Genomic DNA, 22,940 nt, shown 5'->3' on the forward strand with positions numbered 1-22,940 from the left:
CCCGGTCGAACATCCCCTTCCTTTGGTGGTCTCAAACTTTGTAATGCAAAGTTAATGTCATGAACATCCATCGCGCCGCTCATCTCGGCATGTGCTTCGGCGTCCGCGACGCCATCACCCTTGCCCGCCAGGAGGCCGATTCCCGGCCCATTACCATCCTCGGCGATCTCGTCCACAACGCATCCGTCCTCGAGGAACTCCGCCGCCGCGGTGTCCGCCTGGAACGTCACCTCGATACGGTTCGCACGCACACCGTGCTCATCACCGCCCATGGCGCGTCGGAGCGGAGCAAGGACGAAGTTCGCGCCCGCGGACACCGGCTCGTTGAGGCCACCTGCCCGCTGGTACGCTTTGCCCACGAGCGCATTGGGGCGCTCGTCCGCGACGGCTTCCATCCGGTCATTGTTGGACTTCGGGACCACGTGGAGGTTCGCGGACTGACCGGTGACCTGGAGGCGTTCGACGTCATTTTGGACGATGCCGATGTGGACCGGCTCGCTCCCCGGGCGCGTTTCGGGGTCGCCTCCCAGACGACACAACCGGTCGTGCGGGTCCAGCGGCTCGTCCGCCGGCTGCGCGAGCGTTTTCCGGATGCCGAAGTTCGCGTGGCCGACACGGTATGCCTGCCGACCCGCCAGCGTCAGGAGGCGGCCGTGGCTCTGGCCGTCGGCAGCGACGTGGTGGTGGTCGTTGGAGGCCCGGCCAGCAACAACACCCTGGAATTGGTCGCCACCTGCCGGCTCCATTGCGCCCGCGTCCACCACGTCCAGACCGTCGCCGACCTGGAGCCGGGATGGTTTGGCCCGGACGATCAGGTTGGGCTGACCGCCGGCACGTCCACACCGGATGCCCTGATTTGTGCGGTGGAGGACCAGTTGCGCCTCTGGGCGGACGCGAGCGCGGGGCCCGTGTCCGTCGCGGCCGATGTTGACCGTCGGGAGCTCCAATCCGCGGAGGTCCCATGAATGCGTCGAGTGTCCGTCTCGAACGGGGCCTGCTCGGTCTGGCGCTGATGCAGGGAATCCTCGGCGACGTGCTGCTGCGATCGGTGCCCTGGGGCGTGAACCTGGTCATCTGGGCCTCCGCCGGAATTGCCGGCATGGTGGTTCTGGCCCTCAGGGAGAGGGACCGGGGGGTTCCGTGGCGGGGTGAGGCTCCGGCCGAACCGCGGGCGTTGCCGGACGTACGGCCTGCGGGGACCCCCTGCGCGGACGGATCCGGGGGACGTTTGCCCCACCGTCCGGCGGTCGTGATCCCTCGCGCCGCGCCCGGATGGATGGCTCTCGCGTGGCTTTGCGCCCTGCTCGTCGCGATCCGGGACGCTCCCGCGTTGTCCTTGTTGACCCTTGTTGCCGGAGCGGGGTGTCTTGCGCTGGCGGCATGGACCGCCCGGGGCGGTTCGCCCTTCGCGGCCGCCCCGACGGATTTCGTAGTCCAGGGAATCCTGACCGCCCTGCACGCGGTCCTGGGGGGATTTGCCTGGATCGTGGCGGCCGCTCGGAGGCGCGGCGCCATGGTGGACGAGCGGAGGGCCCGGCCGTGGGTGCGGGCGGCTGGTGGCGTCGTTGCGGCGCTTCCGGTCCTGATCCTGTTTGGTGCCCTGTTCGCCGCGGCCGATCCCGTGTTTGCACACGGGATTCAACAGATCGTGAACCTCGATTTTGCGGCGTTCGCCAGGCACACGCTCCTGATCGGGTTTTGGGGCTGGATCTGCGCCGGCTACGGCCGGCGGTTCCTGCTCGGCGGCGAGGCTCCCGCGGGGAGTCTCGCGCCCCCGCCGCCGGTCCGCGCGCCCGTCATTGAAGTGATGATCGGGTTGGGGCTCCTGGCCGTTTTGTTCCTGGCGTTTGTTGTGGTGCAACTCCGCTACCTGTTTGGCAGCGATGCGCTGATCCAGGCCACGATCGGGATGACCTACGCCGAGTATGCCCGTCGCGGCTTCTTCGAGCTCCTGGCGGTGGCGCTCCTGCTGCTGCCGCTGCTCCTGGGATGCGACTGGCTGCTGGGCGCTGCCCGGAATCGGCGGGGGTTCCAGGGGCTCGCCGTCGCGCTCATCGCATTGCTCGGCATCATCATGGTCTCGGCGTGGAAGCGCCTCTCGCTATACGCCGGCGCCTATGGTCTCACCGAATCACGTCTTTACGCCGCCGCGCTCCTGGTCTGGGTCGCCCTCGTCATCCTCTGGTTCATTGCGACCGTGCTGCCCGGCCGCCGTCCACGCTTTGCCGTGGGCGCGGTGATTGCGGGGTTGGTCGTGCTCGGCGGCCTGCAGTTGTTGGACCCGGACGCCTTCATCGCGCGGAGCAACCTCGAACGGGCGAGGAAGGGACTCCGGAGCGATGTGGATCACCTGCTCCGGCTCGGCCCCGGCGCCGCGCCCATCCTCCTCCGCGGATTGTCGGCCCTCCCCGAAACCGACCGCGATCGGGTCCGCGAGTCGCTGGTCCAACTTTGGGGCCATCCGGCCCCGGACTGGAGGCAGTGGAACCTCGCCCGGGCCCGAGCGCGGGCGGCGGTCGCGTTGATGCCCGGGACGCCGTGATGTCGCCGGCAACCTGAAGAAGGGATCATCCTGTTCCGATTGCCCGAATGGGCACAGACTCGGTCTGGCCGAGGCGCGTTGCGGGTCGGGATTCGGTACCGTCGCCGGCATCGCCAAAATCCCCCGATCCATCTGGCGCTCCTGCGTTTCGTTGATCATGACCCATCCGAGGTTCCCGACCCTGTCGCTGTGCGGGGTGACCCTTGCGCTGATGCTGCGGATCTGCGGCGCCTTGCCGGCACCGACCGTTGGGGCGGCCGAACGGGGGAAGGAGCAGTTGACGCCGCTGCTGCTCTCCGCGTGGCCGGCGCCCGTCCCGTTCCTGGGCTCCGACGGCAACAGGCATCTGGTGTATGAGCTCTGGATCCACAATTTCTCCAGCGCCGATGCGGTGGTTCGGAAGATCGAGGTGCTGGATGCGGATCGGGTGCTTCTGACCTTGGAAGGCGACGTCCTTGCCGGCCGGATTCATCCCGGTGGCGACGCCAGTCGCGGGGCCACTCTGGGCGGGGGCACCATGCACTTTGCGGCGGTGCATCTGAATCTCCCGTCGGACGACGCCGTGCCGCGCCGGTTGACCCACCGCATCAGCGGCCGGGTGCTCGCAGCGCCGCCAGGGCGCGAGGAGATCCGGCATGTGGGCGGCGACGTGGAGGTGGACCTGCGCGAGGTCGTCGTGATCGGGCCGCCGCTGGACGGCGACCGCTTCATCGCCGCCGACTCGTGCTGCGACGCGGTGCGCCACACCCGCGCGGCCCTGCCGGTGAACGGGCGCATCCGGGTGGCGCAGCGTTTCGCTGTGGACTGGGAACAGTTGGACGCCGGGGGGCGCATCTACAACGGGCTGCGGGAGGATCTGCACAGCTACACCATCTTTGGTCAACCGGCGCTGGCGGTGGCTGATGCACGAGTGGTGTCCGTGACGGACGGGCTGCCCGAGCAGACCCCGGGTCGCTACCCGGAGGACATCCCGCTCGACCAGGCCGATGGCAACTCCGTGGTGCTGGATCTTGGCGGTGGACGCTTCGCGCTGTATGCGCACCTGCAACCGGGCAGCATCCAAGTGCGCAGCGGAGAGGACGTGCGGCGCGGGCAGGTGCTGGGCCGGGTCGGCAACAGCGGCAATTCGGTGGCGCCGCACCTGCACTTTCATGTCATGGACGGGCCCCTGCCGTTGGACTCCAACGGACTGCCCTATGCGATTGACCGCTTTTGGGTCGCCGGCCACGCAGTCAGCACCGAGGCGTTCGATCAGGCGGAGGAGCGGGGCACGCCGCTGGCCATCCTGCCCGTGGAGCCGCCGCACGAGCTGTTCAGGTGCCTGCCGATGGACCGGGCGATCATTCGTTTCGGACAATGAGACGCGTCCGGCCCGCGTGGCGGCCCGGCAATTCCGGGTGAGGATTCCTGGCCGACGACCTGTGTGGCGGGCGGATGAGGATTCGGATGCCCTTGGACGGCTGGATGGACGTGCGCCTTCCTGATGGAACCCAGCCCGGTCCCTGCCAGACGACCGGGCTTGAGGCTTGGGAGTCCATGCGCCTCTGCGCCGGTAGGTGCCACCAAGGACCTGTCCTTCTGGTGGGATTCGCGCTGGTCCGCGGCTGAGAATCGCGGGCATGGTTCCCTTTGAATTGCCGGGGCTTGGTCCGGTCTGATCCCGGCAGTACTGTGGCGACCTTGGCCTACCATTCTGCACGCGATGACACGCGGGCTCTGCCATACTGCGGTCGGGCGCTTGTCCACCTGTTGGCCGTGCGGGATGCATTTCGATTGGTGTGCGGGCGAGTCCTCATTGCGCGCGCGTGGATTCGACGGGACGCGGACAGCTCGGTGAAACCTCGTACCCCCCCCGGCCTCCGTTTCGCGACGGTGGCTGCTTTCAGGGCCTGCCTGCAGGACTCCTGCAAACGACCGAGCCATCCCCGCGGCGGTCGCATCTGGGTTTCGGCTGTTGCCTGGTTGCTGGCGACGACTTGCGTGGCGCGGGCTGACGCCCCCGCGGTTCGTTTTCACGATGACATTCGCCCGATGTTGGCCGTGCACTGCTTTCGCTGTCACTCGGGCGAGACGCATCAGGGGGGGCTCCGGCTGGATGAATTGTCCGCCGCGCAGCGGGGCGGCCGATCCGGCAAGCCTGCCTTCATCGCCGGGTTGGCGGAGGACAGTGAACTGTTCCGGCGCGTAATTTCCGAGGATCCTGAATACCGCATGCCTCCCCAAGACGAGGGCAGTGCGCCGATGGATGCCGGTTCCGTCGCAAAGCTGCGACAGTGGATTGAATCCGGGGCACCCTGGCCGGAGCGGGATGCGTATTGGGCGTTCCAGCCGCCGGTTGCCACGGCGCCCCCCGGGATTGGCACCACTGAGGCTGCGCGGAATCCGGTGGATCGTTTCGTGCTGTCCCGACTCGAGGCGGAGGGTATTTCCCCGAATCCGGAGGCGGATCCCAGAACTCTTCTACGCCGCGCGTTCGCCGACTTGATCGGTATGCCTCCGAGTCCGGAGGAGGCCGCCCACTTTCTCGCCGACCGCTCTCCGGATGCCTTCGACCGGCTTGTGGACCGCCTGCTGGCGGATCCCCGCTACGGCGAACGTTGGGGGCGCCACTGGCTGGACCTGGTCCGGTACGGCGAAAGCGATGGGTACGAGGACGATAAAGTGCGTCCGCACGCGTGGCGGTATCGCGACTACGTCGTCCGCTCCCTCAATGCGGGGAAGCCCTTCGATCGGTTTGTTGAGGAACAGGTCGCAGGGGATGAGCTGTGGCCGGAGGATGCCGATGCCTGGATTGCCACCGGGTTCGCCCGGCTGGGGGCTTGGGACGGGATGTCCAAGGAGCCCGAGGTGCGGCGGCAGGACTTCCTCAACGATGCCACGGATGCGGTCGGGTCCGCAATGCTCGGGGTCACCCTGGGGTGCGCGCGGTGTCATGACCACAAGTATGACGATATCCGCCAGCAGGACTATTTCCGGGTACAGGCGTTCTTCGCCGGGGTGAGCCGTGAGCAACGCGATCTGCCGGTCCTTGACCGGTTTCGGGAATCGCCGGCTGTTGCGGGAAGTCATCAATCCGGCTCAGCCTCACTGGAGGGACTGAATGCCGGGCGTGAGAGGCCCCTGCGCGAGGTCCGCGCGGTCCTCGAGACCGAGACGTGCGCCTCCCCGGTGGAGGACGACGCGGTCCGAAGGCGCGTGGAACAACTTCATCCCGGGCGGCTGGATCAATTGCAGCAGGCCATCCAGTCGGAAGAGGCCCGGTTGCGGCTGGTGGCGCCGGTGGCCGAGGTCGTGGCGCGGGGAGACGGGGCAAGAGGCGTTCCGCTGCTGCGGGGCGGCGAGCTGTCGCGTCCGGGCGAGATCGTCGCTCCCGGGTTCCCCGAAGCGATCGGAGCGCTGGGCATCGAATTCGAACGTTCCGGCCGGACCGCACTTGCCCGATGGCTGACCCATCCGGAGCATCCACTCACAGCCCGCGTGCTGGTGAACCGGTTGTGGCAGCATCATTTCGGACGCGGCCTGGTGGGGACGCCGTCGGACTTTGGACGAAACGGAGGGCAGCCCAGTCATCCGGAACTGCTGGACTGGCTGGCCCGGGAGTTGGTCGGCCGGGGGTACCGCGTCAAGGACATGCACCGGCTGCTGATGACGTCCGCCACCTACCGTCGCAGCGGCGCGGCAACCCCCGCCGCAATGGCGCTGGATCCGGTGAACCGATGGTGGTGGCGGATGGACCGTCGTCGGCTGGAGGCCGAAGCGGTGCGTGACACCCTGCTGTCGGTCAGCGGCACTCTGGACCGGGCGATGGAAGGCCCCGGCGTGTACGCCCGGCTGCCTCAGGGGGTCAATGTCGCGTTTCCCAACAACGACAAGGAACTGAGCTGGGGGGATTCGAGCGCGGCGGATGACCATCGTCGCAGCCTGTACCTGTTTCAGCGCCGCTCGCTCACCTATCCGCTGATGGACGTTTTTGATGCCGCGCCGATGAACCAGTCGTGTGCGGTTCGTGCCCGGACGACGGTTGCGCCGCAAGCACTGGCGTTGTTCAACGGGGAGTTCGCCCGGTCCACTGCGGCCGAATTTGCCCGGCGATTGCTCCGGGAAGCCGGTGGCGATCCCGGCGACCAGATCCCGCTCGCCTTTCGCCTCGCATTCCAACGGGTGCCCTCGGCTTCCGAGCGTGCGGCGGCGCTGGCGTTTCTGCGGGAGCAGTCGGTGGTGCGCCACGGCGCGCCGGATCCGGCGTCCGCGGCCCTGACCGATTTTTGCCACGTGCTGTGGAATGCCAATGAACTCATTTATGTGGACTGAACCTCTCAACCCTTCCGGACCGGCTCTGGCGACGGTGTCGCGCCGGCGTTTCGTCGCCGCGGGCGCCGCGGCGGCGACGCTGCTCCCGTGGTACCGGCCTTCGCTGGGGGCGGAGCCTCACCGTCTGCTGGCGCCCAGGGCGCCAATGCACGCTCCTCGGGCGACCTCCCTGATCCTGATCGTCACCCAGGGCGGCATGAGTCAAATGGACACCTTTGACCCCAAGCCGGAGCTGGACCGCTGCGACGGGAAGCTGCTGACGCCGGAGATTCTGCCGGGAGTGGGTGAGGTGCGGACCTTTTTCGGCGGCAAGGATGCCTCGCCGCTCATGCGCAGTCCGTACCGGTTTGCAAAGCATGGGCAGAGCGGCATGGATGTTTCGGAGCTGTTCCCGCAGATCGCGACGCGGGTGGACGATCTCTGTTTCGTGCGCTCGCTGACGTGCGACAGCAACAGCCACACCCCGGCGCTGTTCCAGTTGAACACCGGCACGATCCAGCAGGGGTTTCCGTCCCTGGGTTCGTGGTTGCTGCACGGTCTGGGCAGCGGGAGTCCGGACCTGCCGGGCTTCTGCGTGATGGTTCAAAAGAATGCCCTGGTCAACGGGGGGCCGTCGAACTGGGGGGCCGGATTCCTTGGAGCGACCTATCAGGGCACGTACCTGCGCAGTGGCACCACGCCCATCCTGCACCTGGAAGCCCCGGACGATTTCCCCCCGGCGGCCCAGTTGGGCAGCCTCGCGCTGCTGCGCACCCTGAACCGCGAACATGAGCGCGGCCGCGAGGAGGATTCGACCCTGTCGGCGCGCATGGCCAGTTACGACCTGGCGATGCGCATGCAGGCGCGCATGCCGGAGGCGGTGGATCTGTCCCGGGAGACTGAGGCCACCCGTCGGCTCTACGGATTGGAGGATCCTGACACGGAGGACACCGGACGGAAATGCCTGCTGGCGCGCCGGTTGGTGGAACGGGGGGTGCGGGTGGTGCAAGTCTACAGCGGTTCTTCCCAATGCGGGGGCGCTTGGGACGCGCACAGCGGCCTGAAAGACGGGCACCGCAGGTGCGCGAAATGGATTGACCGCCCGATCGCCGCCCTGATCGAGGACCTCAAGCAGCGGGGATTGCTCGAACAGACCCTGGTGGTGGGGGTGAGCGAGTTCGGCCGGATGCCGATCTCCCAGGGCGGCACCGGGCGCGACCACAACCCGGGAGCCCAGACGGCGTGGCTCGCTGGGGCAGGGATCCGGGCCGGGACCGTGGTGGGCGCGACGGATTCCCTCGGGTATCGGGCGGTGGAGTCGCCGTATCACCTGCGGGACCTCCACGCGACGATCCTTCACCTCATGGGGCTGGATGACCGCCGCCTCACCCATTACTTCAACGGACGCGATTACCGCCTGACGGAGAATGGGGGCACCTTGATCCGCCAGGCGCTGGCCTGAAACAGGCGGCGCTCAGGCGCCCCCGGAGTGCAGGCGGAGTCCGGCCCGACGGAGCCGCACCCAGCCCATGAGAAACCTGCGGTGGATTGCCGGTTTCGCAGCGGCACGCGTGGTGCGCCGGAATTCTTGCGGGCCTCAACCGGTGGTCCCGCCACGACGGCTCGATGGCGACCCGTCCGCCGGGTTTTTCCTGTTCCGATGCGCGCGGCGTTCTAGCCTTGCGCCGTGACCTTGAGCGAGCAGATCACGGCGCTGGCGCGGGACGCCAGGGCGGCCTCCCGCGCGTTGGGCCGGCTGACGACCGACGAGCGCAGCCGGGCGCTCAATGCCATGGCGGATGCCCTCGAAGCCGCCGCCCCGGATCTGGAGACGGCCAACCAGCGGGACCTCACGGTCGGGCGGGAACTCGGGCTGAGCGAAGCGATGATGGACCGGCTGACGCTGACCCCGGAGCGCGTTCGTGCCATGGCGGCCGGAGTGCGCGAAGTGGCGGCGCTCCCGGATCCGGTCGGCCGGGTCCTGGACGAACGGGTGCGTCCGAACGGGCTGGTGCTCCGCAAGGTGAGCGTGCCCATCGGGGTGGTGGTCATCATCTATGAGTCGCGTCCCAATGTGACCGCCGACGCCGCGAGCCTTTGTTTCAAGACGGGCAACGCCACCATCCTGCGCGGGGGCCGTGAGGCGTTGAATTCGAACCGGCTCATCGCGCGCACCCTGGTGGCGGCGGGACAGGAGGCGCTGGGCAGCCGGTTCCCGGCGGCGGCGATCCAGGTGGTGCCGGTGCCCGATCGCGAGGCCATTCCGATTCTGTTGTCGCTGCCGCAGTACGTGGACCTGTGCATGCCGCGGGGTGGTGAGGGGCTCATTCGCGCAGTGACCGACTGTTCGAAGGTGCCGGTGATCAAGCATTACAAGGGGGTGTGCCATGTGTACGTGGACCGGGATGCGGACCTCGACATGGCCGAGCAGATCGTGTTCAACGCCAAGTGCCAGCGTCCGTCGGCCTGCAACGCCGCCGAGACCCTGCTGGTGGACCGCGAGGTGGCCCCCCGGTTCCTGCCGTGCGTCAGTTCGCGGTTGGCGGCGAAGGGCGTCGAGTTTCACGCCGACGAAACCTCGCTGCCCTTCGTGAAATTCGGCGTCGGCAACCGTCCGTCGGTGGTGCGTCCGGTGGCGGCGGGCGATTATGACACCGAGTACAACGACCTGATCATCAATGTGCGGGTCGTGGACGGCGTCGCCGCGGCCATCGAGCACATCAACCGCCATGGCTCGGCCCACAGCGATGCCATCGTGACCGCCAATGCCGTCACGGCGCAGCGATTCCTCGACGAGGTGGATTCGGCGGCCGTGTACTGGAATGCGAGCACCCGGTTCACCGACGGGGCGGAGTTCGGCATGGGGGCGGAGATCGGGATCAGCACGGACAAGGTCGGGGCGCGCGGTCCCATGGGACTGGAGGAGCTGTGCAGCTACAAGTGGCTGGGGACCGGGACCGGACAGGTGCGCCGCTGAGTCGCGCGATCCTACACTCCTTCGATGAAAGCCCTTCAACTGCTCGAGCCTGGCAGCTTCCGGACCGTGGACATTCCCGAACCGCCGGCGCCCGGCCCCGGCGCGGTGCGGGTGCGCATTCATCGCGTCGGGGTCTGCGGGACCGACTATTCCGGCTACCAGGGCAAGATGCCCTTTTTCAGCTACCCGAGGATCCCGGGGCACGAGCTCGGAGTGGAAGTGGAGGCCGTGGGGCCGGGAGTGACACGGGTCCGTCCGGGCGACCGGTGTGCGGTCGAACCCTACATCAATTGCCAGCGCTGTTCCGCCTGCCGTCGCGGTCACACCAACTGCTGCGAGCAGAACCAGACCTTGGGGGTGATGTGTGACGGCGGCCTGTGCGACCGGATGCTGTTGCCGGAGCGCAAGCTGCATCCGGCCCCGGCGCTGTCGTGGGAACAGGCGGCCCTGGTGGAGACGCTGGCGATTGGCTGCCACGCCATCGAGCGTGGGGCGCCACGGGCAACGGAGACGGTGCTGGTGGTCGGCGCCGGACCGATTGGTCTGTCGGTGATTGAGTTTGCGAAGCTCAGCGGCGCGCGGACCCTGGTGATGGACATGAATCCGCACCGTCTTGGATTTGTGCGCGAGGTCCTGGGAGTTCCGGACACGCTGGTGGCCACCGGGGGGGCGTCCGACACCGGGGCGGTGTTTCGGGCGACGGACGGGGAAGGGGCCCATGTGGTGGTGGATGCCACAGGCTCGAACCGTTCGATGAGCCATGCCCTTGAGTTCTGCGCTTTTGGCGGGCGGCTGGTGTACGTCGGCATCACGCAGGCGGCGCTGACCTTTCCCCATGCGCCGGTGCTGCACCGGCGGGAGCTCACGATCCTGGCGAGCCGCAACGCACTTCCCGGAGAATTCACGCGCATCATTGGTCTGATTGGCGACGGGCGGATCCGGACGGATCCCTGGATCACCCACCGCGCCGCGTTTGCCGACGTGCCGGCACGGTTTCCAGAATGGTTGAAGCCCGAGGCGGGAGTCATCAAGGCCATGATCTCCCTCGAGTGAATCCGTCGCGGTCATTGCGGGCGCCGCGGGGCGGGATGGGCGGATCCGCGACCGGGTTCTCGCTGATCGAGTTGCTGGTGGTGATCGCCATCATTGCCGTGCTGGCGGGATTGCTCCTTCCGGCCCTGGGCCGGGCGCGGGCGCGCGGACTCGCGGCGTCCTGCCAGTCCAATGCCCGGCAGTTGCACCTGGGCTGGCACATGTATGCCGACGACCACGGCGGCCGGCTGGTCAACAACCACGGGGTTGGGGAGACGCGGAGCCGTCGCGACAACTGGGTGAATCACGTGCTGAACTGGGAGGACTCCGAAGAGAACACCAACCTGCTGTACGTCACCGGGGGGCGCCTGGGTCCGTACCTCGGGGGGAGCGTGGCGGTATTCCGTTGCCCGGGGGACCGGACCCGTTCGCTGGTTGGCCCGCGCACCCGAAGTTTCTCGATGAATTCACTCGTGGGCGATCCCGGCGAGCTGACCAACCAATTCAACCCCCTGTGGATGCAGTTTTTTCGGGAGCCGGAGGTCGTTGCACCCGCCTCGGTTTTCGTGTTCCTGGATGAGCATCCCGACACCATCAACGACGGATTCTTCATGAACCGGCTCTCGGAACCACCGCGCTGGGGCAATCTGCCGGCCTCGTTTCACGGCGGCGCCGGCAACCTGGTGTTTGCAGACGGACACGGGGAGCTGCGCCGATGGGTGGTCGCGGGCGGAGACGACGCAACCGTGCGGCCCAACGTGAAGGGTGGCGCCGGAGGCATCTTTGCGGTGCGCAACACCGCCGATTGGGACTGGCTGCGGGACCGTTCCGGCGTGCAGCGGCCGTAAACGCCTGCTGGACGAGGCCGAATGGTCCGGTTCTCGGGGCAATGGACCCATTTGCGTCCGACAGGGCTCGCTTCAAGACCCCTCCACCACCCGCCCGGGTACGCGACAGAACTCGTCTGCGTCGCTCGCTTTCCAGGGTTCCCCATCCGGTTCAATTCGCTGGCCTTGGCAGGCCACCGGGTCACGGTTTCCCCATGATGGTCCGCTCCCTCGCCCGTTTGTTTCTGCTGTCAGCAGCCCTGGTCCTTCGGGCCGCAGACCTGGAATTCACCCCCGACCGATTCGACGATCCCGACCGCCGCGCACGCATTGAGCAGCTCCTGCCACAACTGGACCAGCTGTACGTGCAGCATGCGGTCAGCAATCACGTTCCAGGGTTCGTGTACGGGGTCGTGCTGGATGGCCGTCTGATCCATTCGCTCGCCTGGGGGGAATCGGCGCTCGAGCCTTCCCGACCGATGACCCTCGATACGCGGTTTCGGATCGCCTCCATGACCAAGAGCTTCACGGCACTGGCGATTCTCAAGCTGCGCGACGCCGGCCAGCTTTCCCTGGAGGATCCGGTGTCGCGATACATTCCGGAATTCCGGCGGGTGCAGGCGCCTGCGCAAGACTCACCCACGATCACGATCCGGCACCTGATGAAAATGACGGCGGGGTTTCCCCAGGATGATCCTTGGGGCGACCGGCGGCTGGACGACCCGGTTCGCGCCTTGGAGGCGCTGGTCGCGGGGGGGCTGGCGTTTTCCAACCCGCCGGGAGTGACCTGGGAGTACAGCAATCTGGGATACGCGCTGTTGGGGCAGGTCGTGACGCGGGCGTCCCGCCGGCCGTACCAGGAATACATCACCCGGGAAATTCTGCGGCCGCTGGGCATGAGCCAGACCGTTTGGGAGTTCACGGAGGTCCCGCCGGACCGCATGGCGCTGGGCTATCGGTGGGAGCATGGCCGGTGGATCCCGGAACCGTTGCTGCACGACGGCGCCTTCGGGGCGATGGGTGGCTTGATCACCACGCTTGAGGACTTTGCAAAGTACCTGTCGCTGCACCTGGAGGCATGGCCTGCCCGGGATGGACCGGACGCCGGACCGGTCCGCAGGGCAACCTTGCGGGAGATGCATCGCCCGGCCGAGGTGCTTTCGGTGATCACCAACAACCCGACGCTGGACGGCTCGGACAATCCCCGGGTGGCCGGCTATTCGTACGGGCTGAGCTGGAACCGGGATGCCCGCGGTGTGACGTGGCTGCGCCACGGTGGCGGCCTTCCGGGGTACGGAAGCGAGCACCGGTTTCTGCCGGCGCATGGCGTCGGGCTGATTTCGTTTGCGAACCGCACTTATGCGCCCATGACCGCGGTGAATGCCGGGGCGATGGAGCTTCTGATCGTTGCCGCGGCGCTGCCGGCGCGGCGCCCGGTGGCCCCTCCGATTCTGGTCAAGCGGGCGGCGCAACTGGCGGCCTTGTTGCAGTCCTGGGACCCGGCGTTGGTGGCAGAGGCGGTGTCGCCGAACCTGTTTCAGGATCGCGCCGAGGCCGACCGGAGGGTGGAGGTTGAGGCGCTGTTGGCGCGGTGTGGTCCGGTACGCTCGGTGTCACCGCTGGAGCCCGAGAACCAGCTTCGTGGACGCTTCGAGCTGGTGGGGGAACGCGGGCGGGTCGGAGTGCGGTTCACCCTCATGCCGGAGTTGCCGCCCCGGATCCAGGAGGTGACGCTCGAGTTTCTTGCCGGCCCGCCGTGAGCGTGAGGCGAATCGGTCGGAGATTCAGGGGACGGCGCCGAGGGGCGCGGAAGGCGGGCCCTGATTCATGCGGGGCCAATCCATTGCACCGCCGGCAGCAGACCGTGGGCAAGGCTCGCCAGGCGCGGGGTGGGACCGTAGGATCGCTCCGTGGCCTCCAGCCCTCCGCCGTGCCGCCTTGCCGTTCTGGGATCCGGCCGGGGAACCAACTTTGCCGCCATCGCCGATGCCATCGGGTCGGGCCAGTTGCCCGCGGTCGTCGCACTGGTTCTCAGCGACGTCGCCGGTGCGGGCATCCTGGATCAGGCCGCGGCGCGCGGCATTCCTTCCAGGCACCTGCCGCCCGGACCGTTCCGCACCAAGCTGGACGAATCCGCGGAGGCGCAGTACATCGCCGCACTCCGGGATTCCGGGGCGGACTGGATCGTGCTCGCGGGCTTCATGCGGATCCTGAAGGGGGAATTCCTCCGGGCCTTCGAGGGGCGTGTGATCAACATCCATCCCTCCCTGCTGCCCTCGTTTCCCGGCCTTGCGGCGTGGAAGCAGGCGCTGGATTACGGGGTGAAGGTGACGGGGTGCACGGTGCATTTTGTGGATCAGGGGGTGGACACGGGCGCCATCATCGCCCAGCAGGCCGTCCCGGTCCTGGATGGGGACAGCGTGGAGTTGCTGCATGCCCGGATTCAGGAGGCCGAACGGGTCTTGTACCCTGCGGTCGTCGCCTCCATCGCCCGGGGCGAGATCCGGGTGCGTGGACGTCAGACGGCGGGCTTTCGGCGCTGACGACGATCCGTCGCAGCGCTCACGGCGCGGCGCTGGTGGGGGTCTTGACCTCGATGACGTCGTGCGGGCTCGCCTCCCGCATGCCGGCCGCGGTGACCCGGATGAATCGGGCGCGGTCCCGAAGCTGCCGGAGGTCTGCGGCTCCCAGGTAGCCCAGCCCGGATTGCAGCCCGCCCACGGCATTGGCCAGCACCTGGTCCACGGGCGGGGACGCTTCCTTGAGGGCCTCGATGCCCTCAGCGGCGGCCTTCCGGGAGGTGTCCGCCGCACGGTGTCCATATCGCGCTGCGGAGCCCGACTTCATCGCCGCCAGGCTGCCCATGCCCCGGTACTGCTTGTACAGCTTGCCGTTGATTTCGATGATCTGTCCGGGAGCTTCCGGACAGCCGGCAAAAAGGCCCCCGCACACCACGGCATCGGCCAGGGTCAGGGCCTTGACCATGTCTCCGGACTTCGTGATGCCGCCATCGGCCAGCACGGTGACGCCGGTGCGCCGGGCGGCGCGGGCGGCCAGATAGAGGGCGGTCAATTGCGGGACGCCCACGCCGGCAACAATCCGCGTGGTGCAGATGGATCCGGGCCCCTGGCCCACCTTGATGATATTGGCCCCGCAGGATGCGAGATATTCGACTCCCGCCCCGCTGGTCACGTTTCCGGCGATGATTGGAAGCTGCGAGAAGGCCTCCCGGATCAGGCGCACACTGTCCCCAACGCCCCGGCTGTGACCATGCGCCGTCGAGACGGCCACGACATCCACGCCGCGCTCCACCAGGGCGCTGATATGGGCCACGATCCGGTCGCGATCGAGGCCGCCGTCGTCGCGGCGATGCGTGGCCACCGCGGCCCCGCACAGGAGCCGGAACTGGGCGTCCCGCGCCGGCTTCAGCAGCGCGCTGCGCTCCTGCGTGATGCGCTCCACATCGCTCATGGTGAAGAGGCCGCGCAGGCGGTCCGAGGCATCCACCACCAGCAGTTTGTGAATGCCCGGATTTTCGGTGAAGAAGCGGTCAGCCCGCCCGATCGGGTCCCCGCCCAGCTCCTGTTCCTGGATGGTCCGGACTTCGGAACGCGGCGTCAGCGCCTCGGATACCCGGCGACGCGCGTAGCGCGGACGCACCACATGGCCCGGCAGCAGGCCCAGCAGCCGGTTCCCGGCGTCCACGACCGGGAAGGTGCTGAACGAGAACTTCTTCTTCTCGATCAATGCCAGCACGTCTCCGATGAGCTGGTCGGCCTGCACCTTGATCGGTTCCTGGATGAGGCCGTGCACATGGTTTTTGACCCGGCTGACCTCCGACAACTGGTCCCGCTCGGTCATGTTGTAATGGATCAGACCCAGTCCGCCGTTGAGCGCCATGGCGATGGCCATGCGGGATTCCGTCACGGTGTCCATGTCCGCTGAAACCACCGGCACGTGCAGTTCCAGTCCGTCGGCGAGCCGGGTGTCGAGCTGGGCGTCGCGCGGGAGGATGTCGGAGTAGAGGGTGGCCAGGGTCACGTCGTCGTAGGTCAGGGCGACGGCGGCGTGCGACGTGAAGAAGCGTTCGGCGGGAAGGTAAAAGTCGGCGTCTGCAGCCGCAGGCTGCGGCAAAGGTTCCATGGCGGAGCATCAGGATCGCACCGCATCTCTGGCAAGCGGGAATCAACCGCGGGCAGCCAGGTGACGCCACTGCACCCCGGGGAAAAGGTTGTACTGCGTCTCGCGTGCGGACAGCCCGTCGCGGCCGTCGTCGGGAGCATCCGCCTCCACCGCCTCCGCCAGGGCGCCGGCGGCCGCGACGTGGTCGCGAAATCGGCGTGCGGGATAGTCCCCCGCCGTGCCCATGGCCAGGAGGAAGGGCCAGTCGCTGGCCTGGGCCAGCATCAGTTCGCGCGCCGCCTGCCGGAGCCGGCGCCCACCCAGCGCGGTTTCCGGCATTCCGGATCGGCGGGAGGCCAGCGCCACCAGCCGGCGTCCGAGGTTCCGCACGGGCACCTCCATCCAGGCATTTTCCGGATGAAGCCATACCCGGAAGTGACCACCATCACCCCATGTGGATGCCGCAGGTGTCACACATTCCATCGGGTCGCCGGCCTTGAGGACCTGCGACGGCGTGGTCAACCGGAGCCCTGATTCCGGATGGTACGCACATCGTGCGACGGCATCCAGGAATTCCGGGCCCTCAAACCACCAATGCCCGAACAATTCGGCATCGTACGGAGCCATCAGCACCGGCGGGCGATCCAGGTGCCGGGCCGCTTCCTGCAGCATCCGCGCCCGCTGTCCGATGAAGTGCGCCGCATGGGTCCGCACCGCGTCCAGGGCGGCCGGGCGGTCGTAAAGGGCCTTGACGGGTCCGGGTCCGGTGATGCGGTGGAATTTCAGGCCGGTAAACCCGGGCTCGAGCGCGCCGTGACGATGCGGTTCCAGATACTCCCGATCTGCTTCGTGCCCCACGTCCCGATGAAACTCCCGGTACCGGGGATCCCCGGGATAGCCTCCGTGGCGGCTCCAGACCTGCCGTGCACTGCAGGGGTCACGTCCAAAGACTGCGAGCCCGCCGCCCGTCAGCACCGGGGCAAAGATTCCCCGCCGGGGCGGTGGCGTGGCCTGCCCCAACCCGTGGGTTTCCAGGACCGTCCAGCGAATTCCCGCCGCAAGCAGCGGTCGCTCGATTTCCGGACACCACGCGCATTCCGGGAGCCAGAGGCCCGCGGGCGGAGATCCAAACAGGCGGTTGTGTGCGTCGAGGGCCGTCCGGAGTTGGAGCCGGATCGAACCCGGTTCGTCCACGAGCAATGGCAGCGTGGGATGCGTCGCCGGGCAGGTGATCAGTTCGAGACGTCCGGCGGCCGCATGGTGGCCGAAGGCCCGGGCCAGTGCTGCTCCGGGTCCGTCGAGGTCGCTGGCGCGCCGCTCCAGTCGTTCCAAAAGCCAGCGGGCCACCGCGCGCCGTTCGGGCAGCAGGTGCGCGCGGATCTCCTCCTTGCGCGCCAGCGAGAGCACGTTGTCCAGATGGGCCCGCAGCCGGCGCCGGAGCAGCGGATCCTCCCACATCGCAGCGAGCGTGGGAGAGACGCTGAGGGTCAGGGCGCCGGGAACCCCGTCGCGTTCCCATCCGTTGAGCACCTCCAGGAGCGGCAGGTAGCATTCCAGCACCGCCTCGAAAAACCAGGACTCCTCGTGGAAGACCGAAAACCCCGGATGCCGGACAAACGGGAGGTGCGCGTGCAGCAACAGGATGAGCCCGGGGGGCTTCATCAGCGCACCGGGGCGGCGCCTGGCGGATGCAGCATCGGATCCTGCGGATGCTGGCCCACGGGACCCTGCAGGCAGGTGGCGCGGGAAAACTCCAGATGCGCCGCGCGTGAATCGTCCCCGGCTGCGCTCACCGCCACCACCGGGAGGGCATACCGGCCGTCCGGCAGCGAAAACTGGAAGCGGAATGAACCATCCCGTCGCAGCACGACCGGCTGTCCGTCCAAGGTGACCCGGGCATCGGGGCGGGTGCGCCCGTAGAGGATCAGCTCGGCATTCACCTCGAACCAGAAGTCGCGTTCCGACGCGGTGGGGAGTTCGGCGCTGGACGGTGCCGCGAGATCGCCCCGCAGCACGTCGGTGCTGGAGGGGATCGTCGCGTGTGCCTTTGGGACCGGGACACCGACCGCGCGGGCGGTCCATTCCGTGACCGTCTCCGAGCTGGGGCCCGTGTGCGTCACATCCGGTTCCCGGATCAGGGACCACAGAACTTCCGGTACGGCCTTTGCAGGGCCGGTGGCGTCCGTGAAGGGCCGGCGGGCGATCGCTGGAATTGAAGCGGACTCCTGCTCCTGCTTCGCGATCGGGTGCGGATCGGTGGGGGACGGCGCCGGCGGCAATTGGGGGCGGCGCACTTCCTGGGAACGGGCCGGCGTTGGAAGGAATGTCCCGGGTTGAGGCGGCTTCTCCGAAGGGGTGGTGACGGCCGTCGCACGCGCCAGGGGCCTCCAAGATCCGCGGATGTCGAGAAATCCGATTTCGGCGACGTAGGTCTCACCGGCGTTCGCGACGACGACAAACTCGTGGTCGCGGTCCAAGGGCAGGACCGCGTCATGCAGCAGCGGAGTTCCCGGATGGTCGGCCGCGAGCCGGAGCCGCCAGGAACCGCCGGTGTTGGCGTCGAGGTACAGGTCGAGCGCTTCCGGATCCGTCTGCCAGAAGACCACGACGCAAAGGGGATCCCGTGCCCGCATCCAGAGCGGCACCGGCCGCGGAAACGGCGCTTCCACCATCGGAGGTTTCACCCCCTGCGGCACGGCCGGCCTGGTGGTCGCATCCGAAACGGTCCACAGGCTTTCCGGAGGATAATCCCCGGCGAGAAGGATGGGCGGAATCGGGGGCAGGGGACGGGCGGGTGCGTCCCGATGAACGAAAGGTGGGACGAACGGTGTCATCCGCGGGAAGGCGGCCTCGGCTGATGGCAACGAGGGGGACGCCGGGGGGCGGGCGGCGATCGGGACGCCGGTCGGGGGGGGCTGAGACTTCCGCGCGTCGGAGCCCCGACGGCCACGTGTGCGGTCCGTCAAGGATGCCTGACGCGATTGCGAAGAGGGTCGTGTACCTCGCTGTCGCGCCTTCACCTCCCGCGAAGGCGGGGGGATTGCGCCGGGGGCAGCTGCTCGTTCGGTATTGGAGTCGGGAGATCGCGGCTTGGCTCCCGACCCGGCTGCGACCTTGCGCTGACGCCTGCGAGGTGCGACGGCCTTTGAGGCGGATGGGGCAGATGAGGCGTGGGTCTTGCCGGCTGTGGACGTACTCGACGACGTGGCGTTCGCGTCACCGGTGGAGCGCCTCGAAGCGGTCCTGCGCTTCGGGCGGCCGGCGGTTGGGTGGAGATCCACGGCGATCGAGACCGTCGGCGTTGGGATCTTCCGGCCCGTCGAGGGCAAGGCCGTGTCGGATTTTCCGGTCGCAAGTTTTGGGCTGGCTCCCGGACGGGTTTGGAGCTGGGACGTTCGCGGTGTCTTGGGACTCCTACCCGTCGAGACTGGCTTTGTGGCGGCCGACGGCGTGGGGACGTTGCCGCGTTGCTGTTCTGCGCGCGTTTTCCCCGGTCCGCCGATGGCGGTCGGAGAGGTCACCGGTGCGGCGGGGGGCGACGATTTGGGTGGCCTGGGTGCGACGGCAGCGGTCTTGGGGCGGACAACCTTGTTGGTCGGACGCTTCGTGGATTTCATCACGTCGGAGGGGAGGGACCGCCGGAAGGGGAACCCGGCTCACCCAAATTTGGTCTGCCGGACCGTGCGGTGCAATGGTTTTGCGCAGGGGTTTCGAACGATGGCGCAAGTCACGGGTTCCCGTTCGCGAGGAAGCCGGGGTGATCGTCTTCGGAAGGGCCGTTGTTCGTTGGGGTGCTTGACTCCGTTCACCCCCTCCCCGACGGTGCGCGCGCTGGACAGAGGGGGCGTACTGGTTTCGACCTGGCGAGCCCGCTCGCGACGGCATGCCGAGGACGATCCGTTGGCCTCGTAAATCATCGGGTCAAACATCAACTGCTAACGAAGAGTTGGCTCTCGCGGCCTAATTAAGCCGTGACGTTCGTCTCCGAACACCTGCTACGGGGAACGGACGCCATCAGCAGGCATGGTTGGCGGCGGAGTTCGCGCGCTGTCGGCCGAGAAACCTCATGCGAGCTAGGCGGAACCGGTCGCTGTCGGCCCGTTACGGTTCCGTAGAAAATCCCTGGCCGACTAAGCATGTAGTTCGTTTCGAGTTGGAACATCAGGGACGGGGGTTCAACTCCCCCCGCCTCCACCAGCTAAACCGTTGATTTGCAACTGTTGACAGACAGGGGGTCGGTTCCTTCCCACGGTTTTGCTACAGTAGGGGCCCGATGAGTGCCACGAAGAACTCGAAGACAGGCCCCGAAGTCCTCAAGTCAGGATCATTCTCCGGCAAGCTCTACCAGGCGAAGAAGTCGGTGGGCGGGCGGCAGTACGGTATCTTCCGGCTGGTGTACACGGAGCCCGGCGGGCGTCGTCGTGTCCGCGACTTCGCTGAGCGGCAGACTGCCATTGAGAAATGGCGGCAAGTTTCTGAGGCATGGCGCCTGAACCGGGGCGACGCCCTAAGCCTGAGTTCCGACGAGGTGCGAGAGCACCAGGCTGCGGTTTCCGCCCTGGACGGTCTGAACGCGTCGTTGTTCGAGGCCGCCAAGACCTTTGCTGCCGCGACACACAGGCTGCCCGCTGGCATCGGGATTCTGGAAGCGGTGGACGACTTCCTCCGCCGGCACCCATCCGGGATGGCGAAGAAGCAGGTGGACGAGGTGGTGCAGGAAATGATCGCTGATGCTGACGCCCGGCGGTTGAGCGCCGAGCACCTTCGAGACCTTCGCCGGCGGTTGAGACGGTTCGCTGCCGACTTCCAATGCCCAATCGCCAGCATCACGCCCGCGATGCTCCGGGATTGGATCCGAAGCCTCACCAGGGAAGACGGTAAGCCGATGACCAACCGTTCGAAGTTCAACTTCCAGCGAATGATCGTCAGCCTGTTCCACTTCGCCCGGCGCCAACGGTACATCACCCGGGACCAGGCCGATGAACTGGCTGAGTTGGATGCCCCCAAACCCGAGCCTTCCAAGACCGGAATCTTCTCCGTCGAGGAAATGCGGCGCATCCTGGAAGCTGCGCCAGATGACATACGCCCCGCGTTGGCCATTGCTGCGTTCACAGGGATCAGGACCGCGGAACTGGCGCGAATCACATGGGACGCCGTGAAGCTGGCGGAGCGGGTCATTGTGGTCGGTGCCGACCGGGCCAAGACCGCCTCCCGCCGCATTGTCCCGATGCCGGACAACCTGGTCGAATGGCTGACCCCCTTGGTTCGGGACTCCGGGCCGGTGAGTCCATCACCAAATGATCGCGCGATGAATCACCGGTTCGCGCGGACCGCCGCCAAGGTTGGGGTCAAGTGGCGGCACAACGCGCTACGCCATTCGGCGATCAGCTACCGCCTAGCGGTTTGTGCCGACGCCGCCCGGGTTGCCGCGGAGGCAGGGAACTCCCCCAACATGGTCCACCGGCACTACAAAGCACTTGTGAGTCAAGCAGACGGCGAGGCCTGGTTCGACATCCGGCCGTTTTCAGCCGCCCCCCCTGAGGCTCCAAAGTAGGCGTGCCGCGCTGGGCCGGTGGGCAGGCATGAGGATGCGGACTCACCCGGCATTTCCTCACGGGCGCCCCATAAAAAACCGTCGGCCCCCTGGTAAAGTCCCGCTTTTCGGTAAGAAAATTCTCCGGCCCGGGCGGCGCATTCAAATCATCCGCCAGGGTCGGTATGCGGGCGGGGAGTGTGGCGCGTTACCGCCTGCCTACAAGCCACTTGCGTTCACATTCAAAAATGCCACGCCGGCAGATTCTGCGGACGACGCGCCCGCCCGCAACTTGATTAATGTAACAGAATTCAAATTATATCAGCGCCTGAGCTTGCATTTAATATCAACAGTTTCACAGTAGATTGCAGCCGAGCCGCTAAATGGGTTCGCACAACGCTTATGAAAACAAACCCGACATCAGAAGAAACTGCCCTTCGATTGCTGGACGAAGAGTGCATGGCCGAACTCTTGGGAATCTCCCGGAGAACATTGGTGACCCGCAGGACCGAGGGGGCCGTGCCGCACATCCGGCTGGGGCACTTGATCCGTTATTCTCCTGGGGACGTCTTGGAGCACCTTCGCCGTGCGACGCCTAAGCACCGCTAACCCCGTGCCGTGCTGCCCTTTTTATTTCCATGAACAACGTGGGATTCATTCACTCTCGGCTGGATGAAGCGGGACTAAATCCCGGCCAATTCCGCGTGCTTTGCCACATCCTGCGGCGCGACAAATGCCTGGCAAGCGTTTTAACCATTTCACAAGTATGCCAGATGCACAAAGACACAGTCTGGCGCGCCCTACGCGTCCTGGAGGCTCGCCGGATGATAAATCGCACGAGGCGCCAGGGGAGCACAACAGTCTTCACAGTTGCAGATCCAGACATCTGGACCTCTGAACCCACCGGAAACGGAGGGGTGCCTGAAAATGAGGGGCACCCCTCATTGCCCTCCAGAGGTGGCGGAAACGGAGGGGTTCCCACCCACCCGGAAATAAGGGGTACAAAGGTATTCCAGAATAAGGTATTCCAGAATAAGTCATTCCAAGACAAAAGACCCCCCACCCCCATTTCGATTCCTGCTGACCCTGCGGAGACGCCTGACGTCGTGGAGGACGATGGGTTTGAAGAATTCTGGGCAGTGTACCCCAAGAAAACCGCAAAGGTTGCCGCCAGGAGGGCATTCAAGAAAATCAAACCGTGCGAACTGGCGAGGATCATCGCAAACATCGCGCACCGACTCGAAAACGACCCGCAATGGACCAAAGACGGCGGCGCATTTATCCCGTACCCGGCGACCTACCTCAACGGCCGCCGATGGGAGGACGAGGCAACGCCTGCACCCGCGGCAAAAAAGGAGCCCAAGTGGGGAACGCCGGAGCATGGGCAATGGATGCTGGAACAAGCAATAGGATGAAACCTGCTAAAACTTGGATCGCGCAGAATGCGTCCTGCAAGGCATCTTGTTTTATGGTCCGCTATGCTTGACTCTGGTCGAATCAAAACGCAGTGGAGACGGCAATGCGTTCAATTGCGGGCCACCCTGGAGGTTCAACCACGAGGTTGCCCCACGCCGTCAAAAGAAAGCTATCAAAACGTTCACGATAACGGGTGAACAG

At 66.8% G+C, this 22,940-nt stretch carries 15 protein-coding genes and 1 other RNA gene; 13 read left to right on the plus strand and 3 right to left on the minus strand.

Features of this window, described 5'->3' with window-relative positions:
* Positions 1-59 precede the first annotated feature (59 nt).
* From ispH to KF791_13250, 10 genes are all read left to right on the plus strand, one after another.
* Entirely contained in the window at positions 60-965 is a 906-nt protein-coding gene (gene ispH / locus KF791_13205; protein MBX3733541.1) for a 4-hydroxy-3-methylbut-2-enyl diphosphate reductase, read from the plus strand.
* On the plus strand, positions 962-2,542 hold the full coding sequence (locus KF791_13210; protein ID MBX3733542.1) for a DUF4173 domain-containing protein: 1,581 nt from the start codon (positions 962-964) through the stop codon (positions 2,540-2,542). Before ispH ends, KF791_13210 begins: the two co-directional genes overlap by 4 nt.
* Before the next feature lie 157 nt (positions 2,543-2,699).
* Positions 2,700-3,902 carry a M23 family metallopeptidase gene (locus tag KF791_13215; protein MBX3733543.1) on the plus strand — a complete coding sequence of 401 codons (1,203 nt, stop codon included), beginning with the start codon at positions 2,700-2,702 and terminating at the stop codon, positions 3,900-3,902.
* A 671-nt stretch (positions 3,903-4,573) separates the two neighbouring features.
* Positions 4,574-6,853 carry a PSD1 domain-containing protein gene (locus tag KF791_13220; GenBank protein ID MBX3733544.1) on the plus strand — a complete coding sequence of 760 codons (2,280 nt, stop codon included), beginning with the start codon at positions 4,574-4,576 and terminating at the stop codon, positions 6,851-6,853.
* Positions 6,843-8,294 carry a DUF1501 domain-containing protein gene (locus KF791_13225; GenBank protein MBX3733545.1) on the plus strand — a complete coding sequence of 484 codons (1,452 nt, stop codon included), beginning with the start codon at positions 6,843-6,845 and terminating at the stop codon, positions 8,292-8,294. The genes KF791_13220 and KF791_13225 overlap by 11 nt, the downstream gene beginning before the upstream one ends.
* Before the next feature lie 225 nt (positions 8,295-8,519).
* A complete protein-coding gene (locus KF791_13230) occupies positions 8,520-9,809 on the plus strand; it encodes a glutamate-5-semialdehyde dehydrogenase (GenBank protein ID MBX3733546.1) in 1,290 nt (429 codons plus the stop codon).
* Between the two features lie 24 nt (positions 9,810-9,833).
* Complete coding sequence (locus tag KF791_13235) at positions 9,834-10,862, plus strand: zinc-binding alcohol dehydrogenase family protein (GenBank protein MBX3733547.1); 1,029 nt, start codon at positions 9,834-9,836, stop codon at positions 10,860-10,862.
* Entirely contained in the window at positions 10,859-11,689 is an 831-nt protein-coding gene (locus KF791_13240; GenBank protein ID MBX3733548.1) for a prepilin-type N-terminal cleavage/methylation domain-containing protein, read from the plus strand. Before KF791_13235 ends, KF791_13240 begins: the two co-directional genes overlap by 4 nt.
* Positions 11,690-11,883: 194 nt before the next feature.
* Positions 11,884-13,428 carry a beta-lactamase family protein gene (locus KF791_13245; protein ID MBX3733549.1) on the plus strand — a complete coding sequence of 515 codons (1,545 nt, stop codon included), beginning with the start codon at positions 11,884-11,886 and terminating at the stop codon, positions 13,426-13,428.
* Between the two features lie 150 nt (positions 13,429-13,578).
* Positions 13,579-14,211, plus strand: a complete 633-nt coding sequence (locus KF791_13250) for a phosphoribosylglycinamide formyltransferase (protein MBX3733550.1) — start codon at positions 13,579-13,581, stop codon at positions 14,209-14,211.
* 19 nt (positions 14,212-14,230) lie between these two features.
* Here the strand turns inward: KF791_13250 and KF791_13255 are convergent, their stop codons facing one another.
* From KF791_13255 to KF791_13265, 3 genes are read right to left on the minus strand one after another with little or no spacing between them, the layout of a single operon-like run.
* Complete coding sequence (locus KF791_13255) at positions 14,231-15,811, minus strand: IMP dehydrogenase (protein MBX3733551.1); 1,581 nt, start codon at positions 15,809-15,811, stop codon at positions 14,231-14,233.
* 42 nt (positions 15,812-15,853) lie between these two features.
* Positions 15,854-17,452 carry a DUF1957 domain-containing protein gene (locus KF791_13260; protein MBX3733552.1) on the minus strand — a complete coding sequence of 533 codons (1,599 nt, stop codon included), beginning with the start codon at positions 17,450-17,452 and terminating at the stop codon, positions 15,854-15,856.
* Positions 17,452-18,474 carry a DUF4912 domain-containing protein gene (locus KF791_13265; protein MBX3733553.1) on the minus strand — a complete coding sequence of 341 codons (1,023 nt, stop codon included), beginning with the start codon at positions 18,472-18,474 and terminating at the stop codon, positions 17,452-17,454. The genes KF791_13260 and KF791_13265 overlap by 1 nt, the downstream gene beginning before the upstream one ends.
* A gap of 1,156 nt (positions 18,475-19,630) precedes the next feature.
* On the opposite strand from KF791_13265, the gene ssrA reads away from it, so the two are divergent.
* From ssrA to KF791_13280, 3 genes are all read left to right on the plus strand, one after another.
* Positions 19,631-19,987: a transfer-messenger RNA gene (ssrA, locus tag KF791_13270) on the plus strand.
* A gap of 76 nt (positions 19,988-20,063) precedes the next feature.
* Positions 20,064-21,344 carry a tyrosine-type recombinase/integrase gene (locus KF791_13275; GenBank protein MBX3733554.1) on the plus strand — a complete coding sequence of 427 codons (1,281 nt, stop codon included), beginning with the start codon at positions 20,064-20,066 and terminating at the stop codon, positions 21,342-21,344.
* 617 nt (positions 21,345-21,961) lie between these two features.
* A complete protein-coding gene (locus tag KF791_13280) occupies positions 21,962-22,738 on the plus strand; it encodes a MarR family transcriptional regulator (GenBank protein MBX3733555.1) in 777 nt (258 codons plus the stop codon).
* Positions 22,739-22,940 lie beyond the last annotated feature (202 nt).

Source organism: Verrucomicrobiia bacterium (assembly GCA_019634635.1).
Lineage (GTDB): Bacteria > Verrucomicrobiota > Verrucomicrobiia > Limisphaerales > UBA9464 > UBA9464.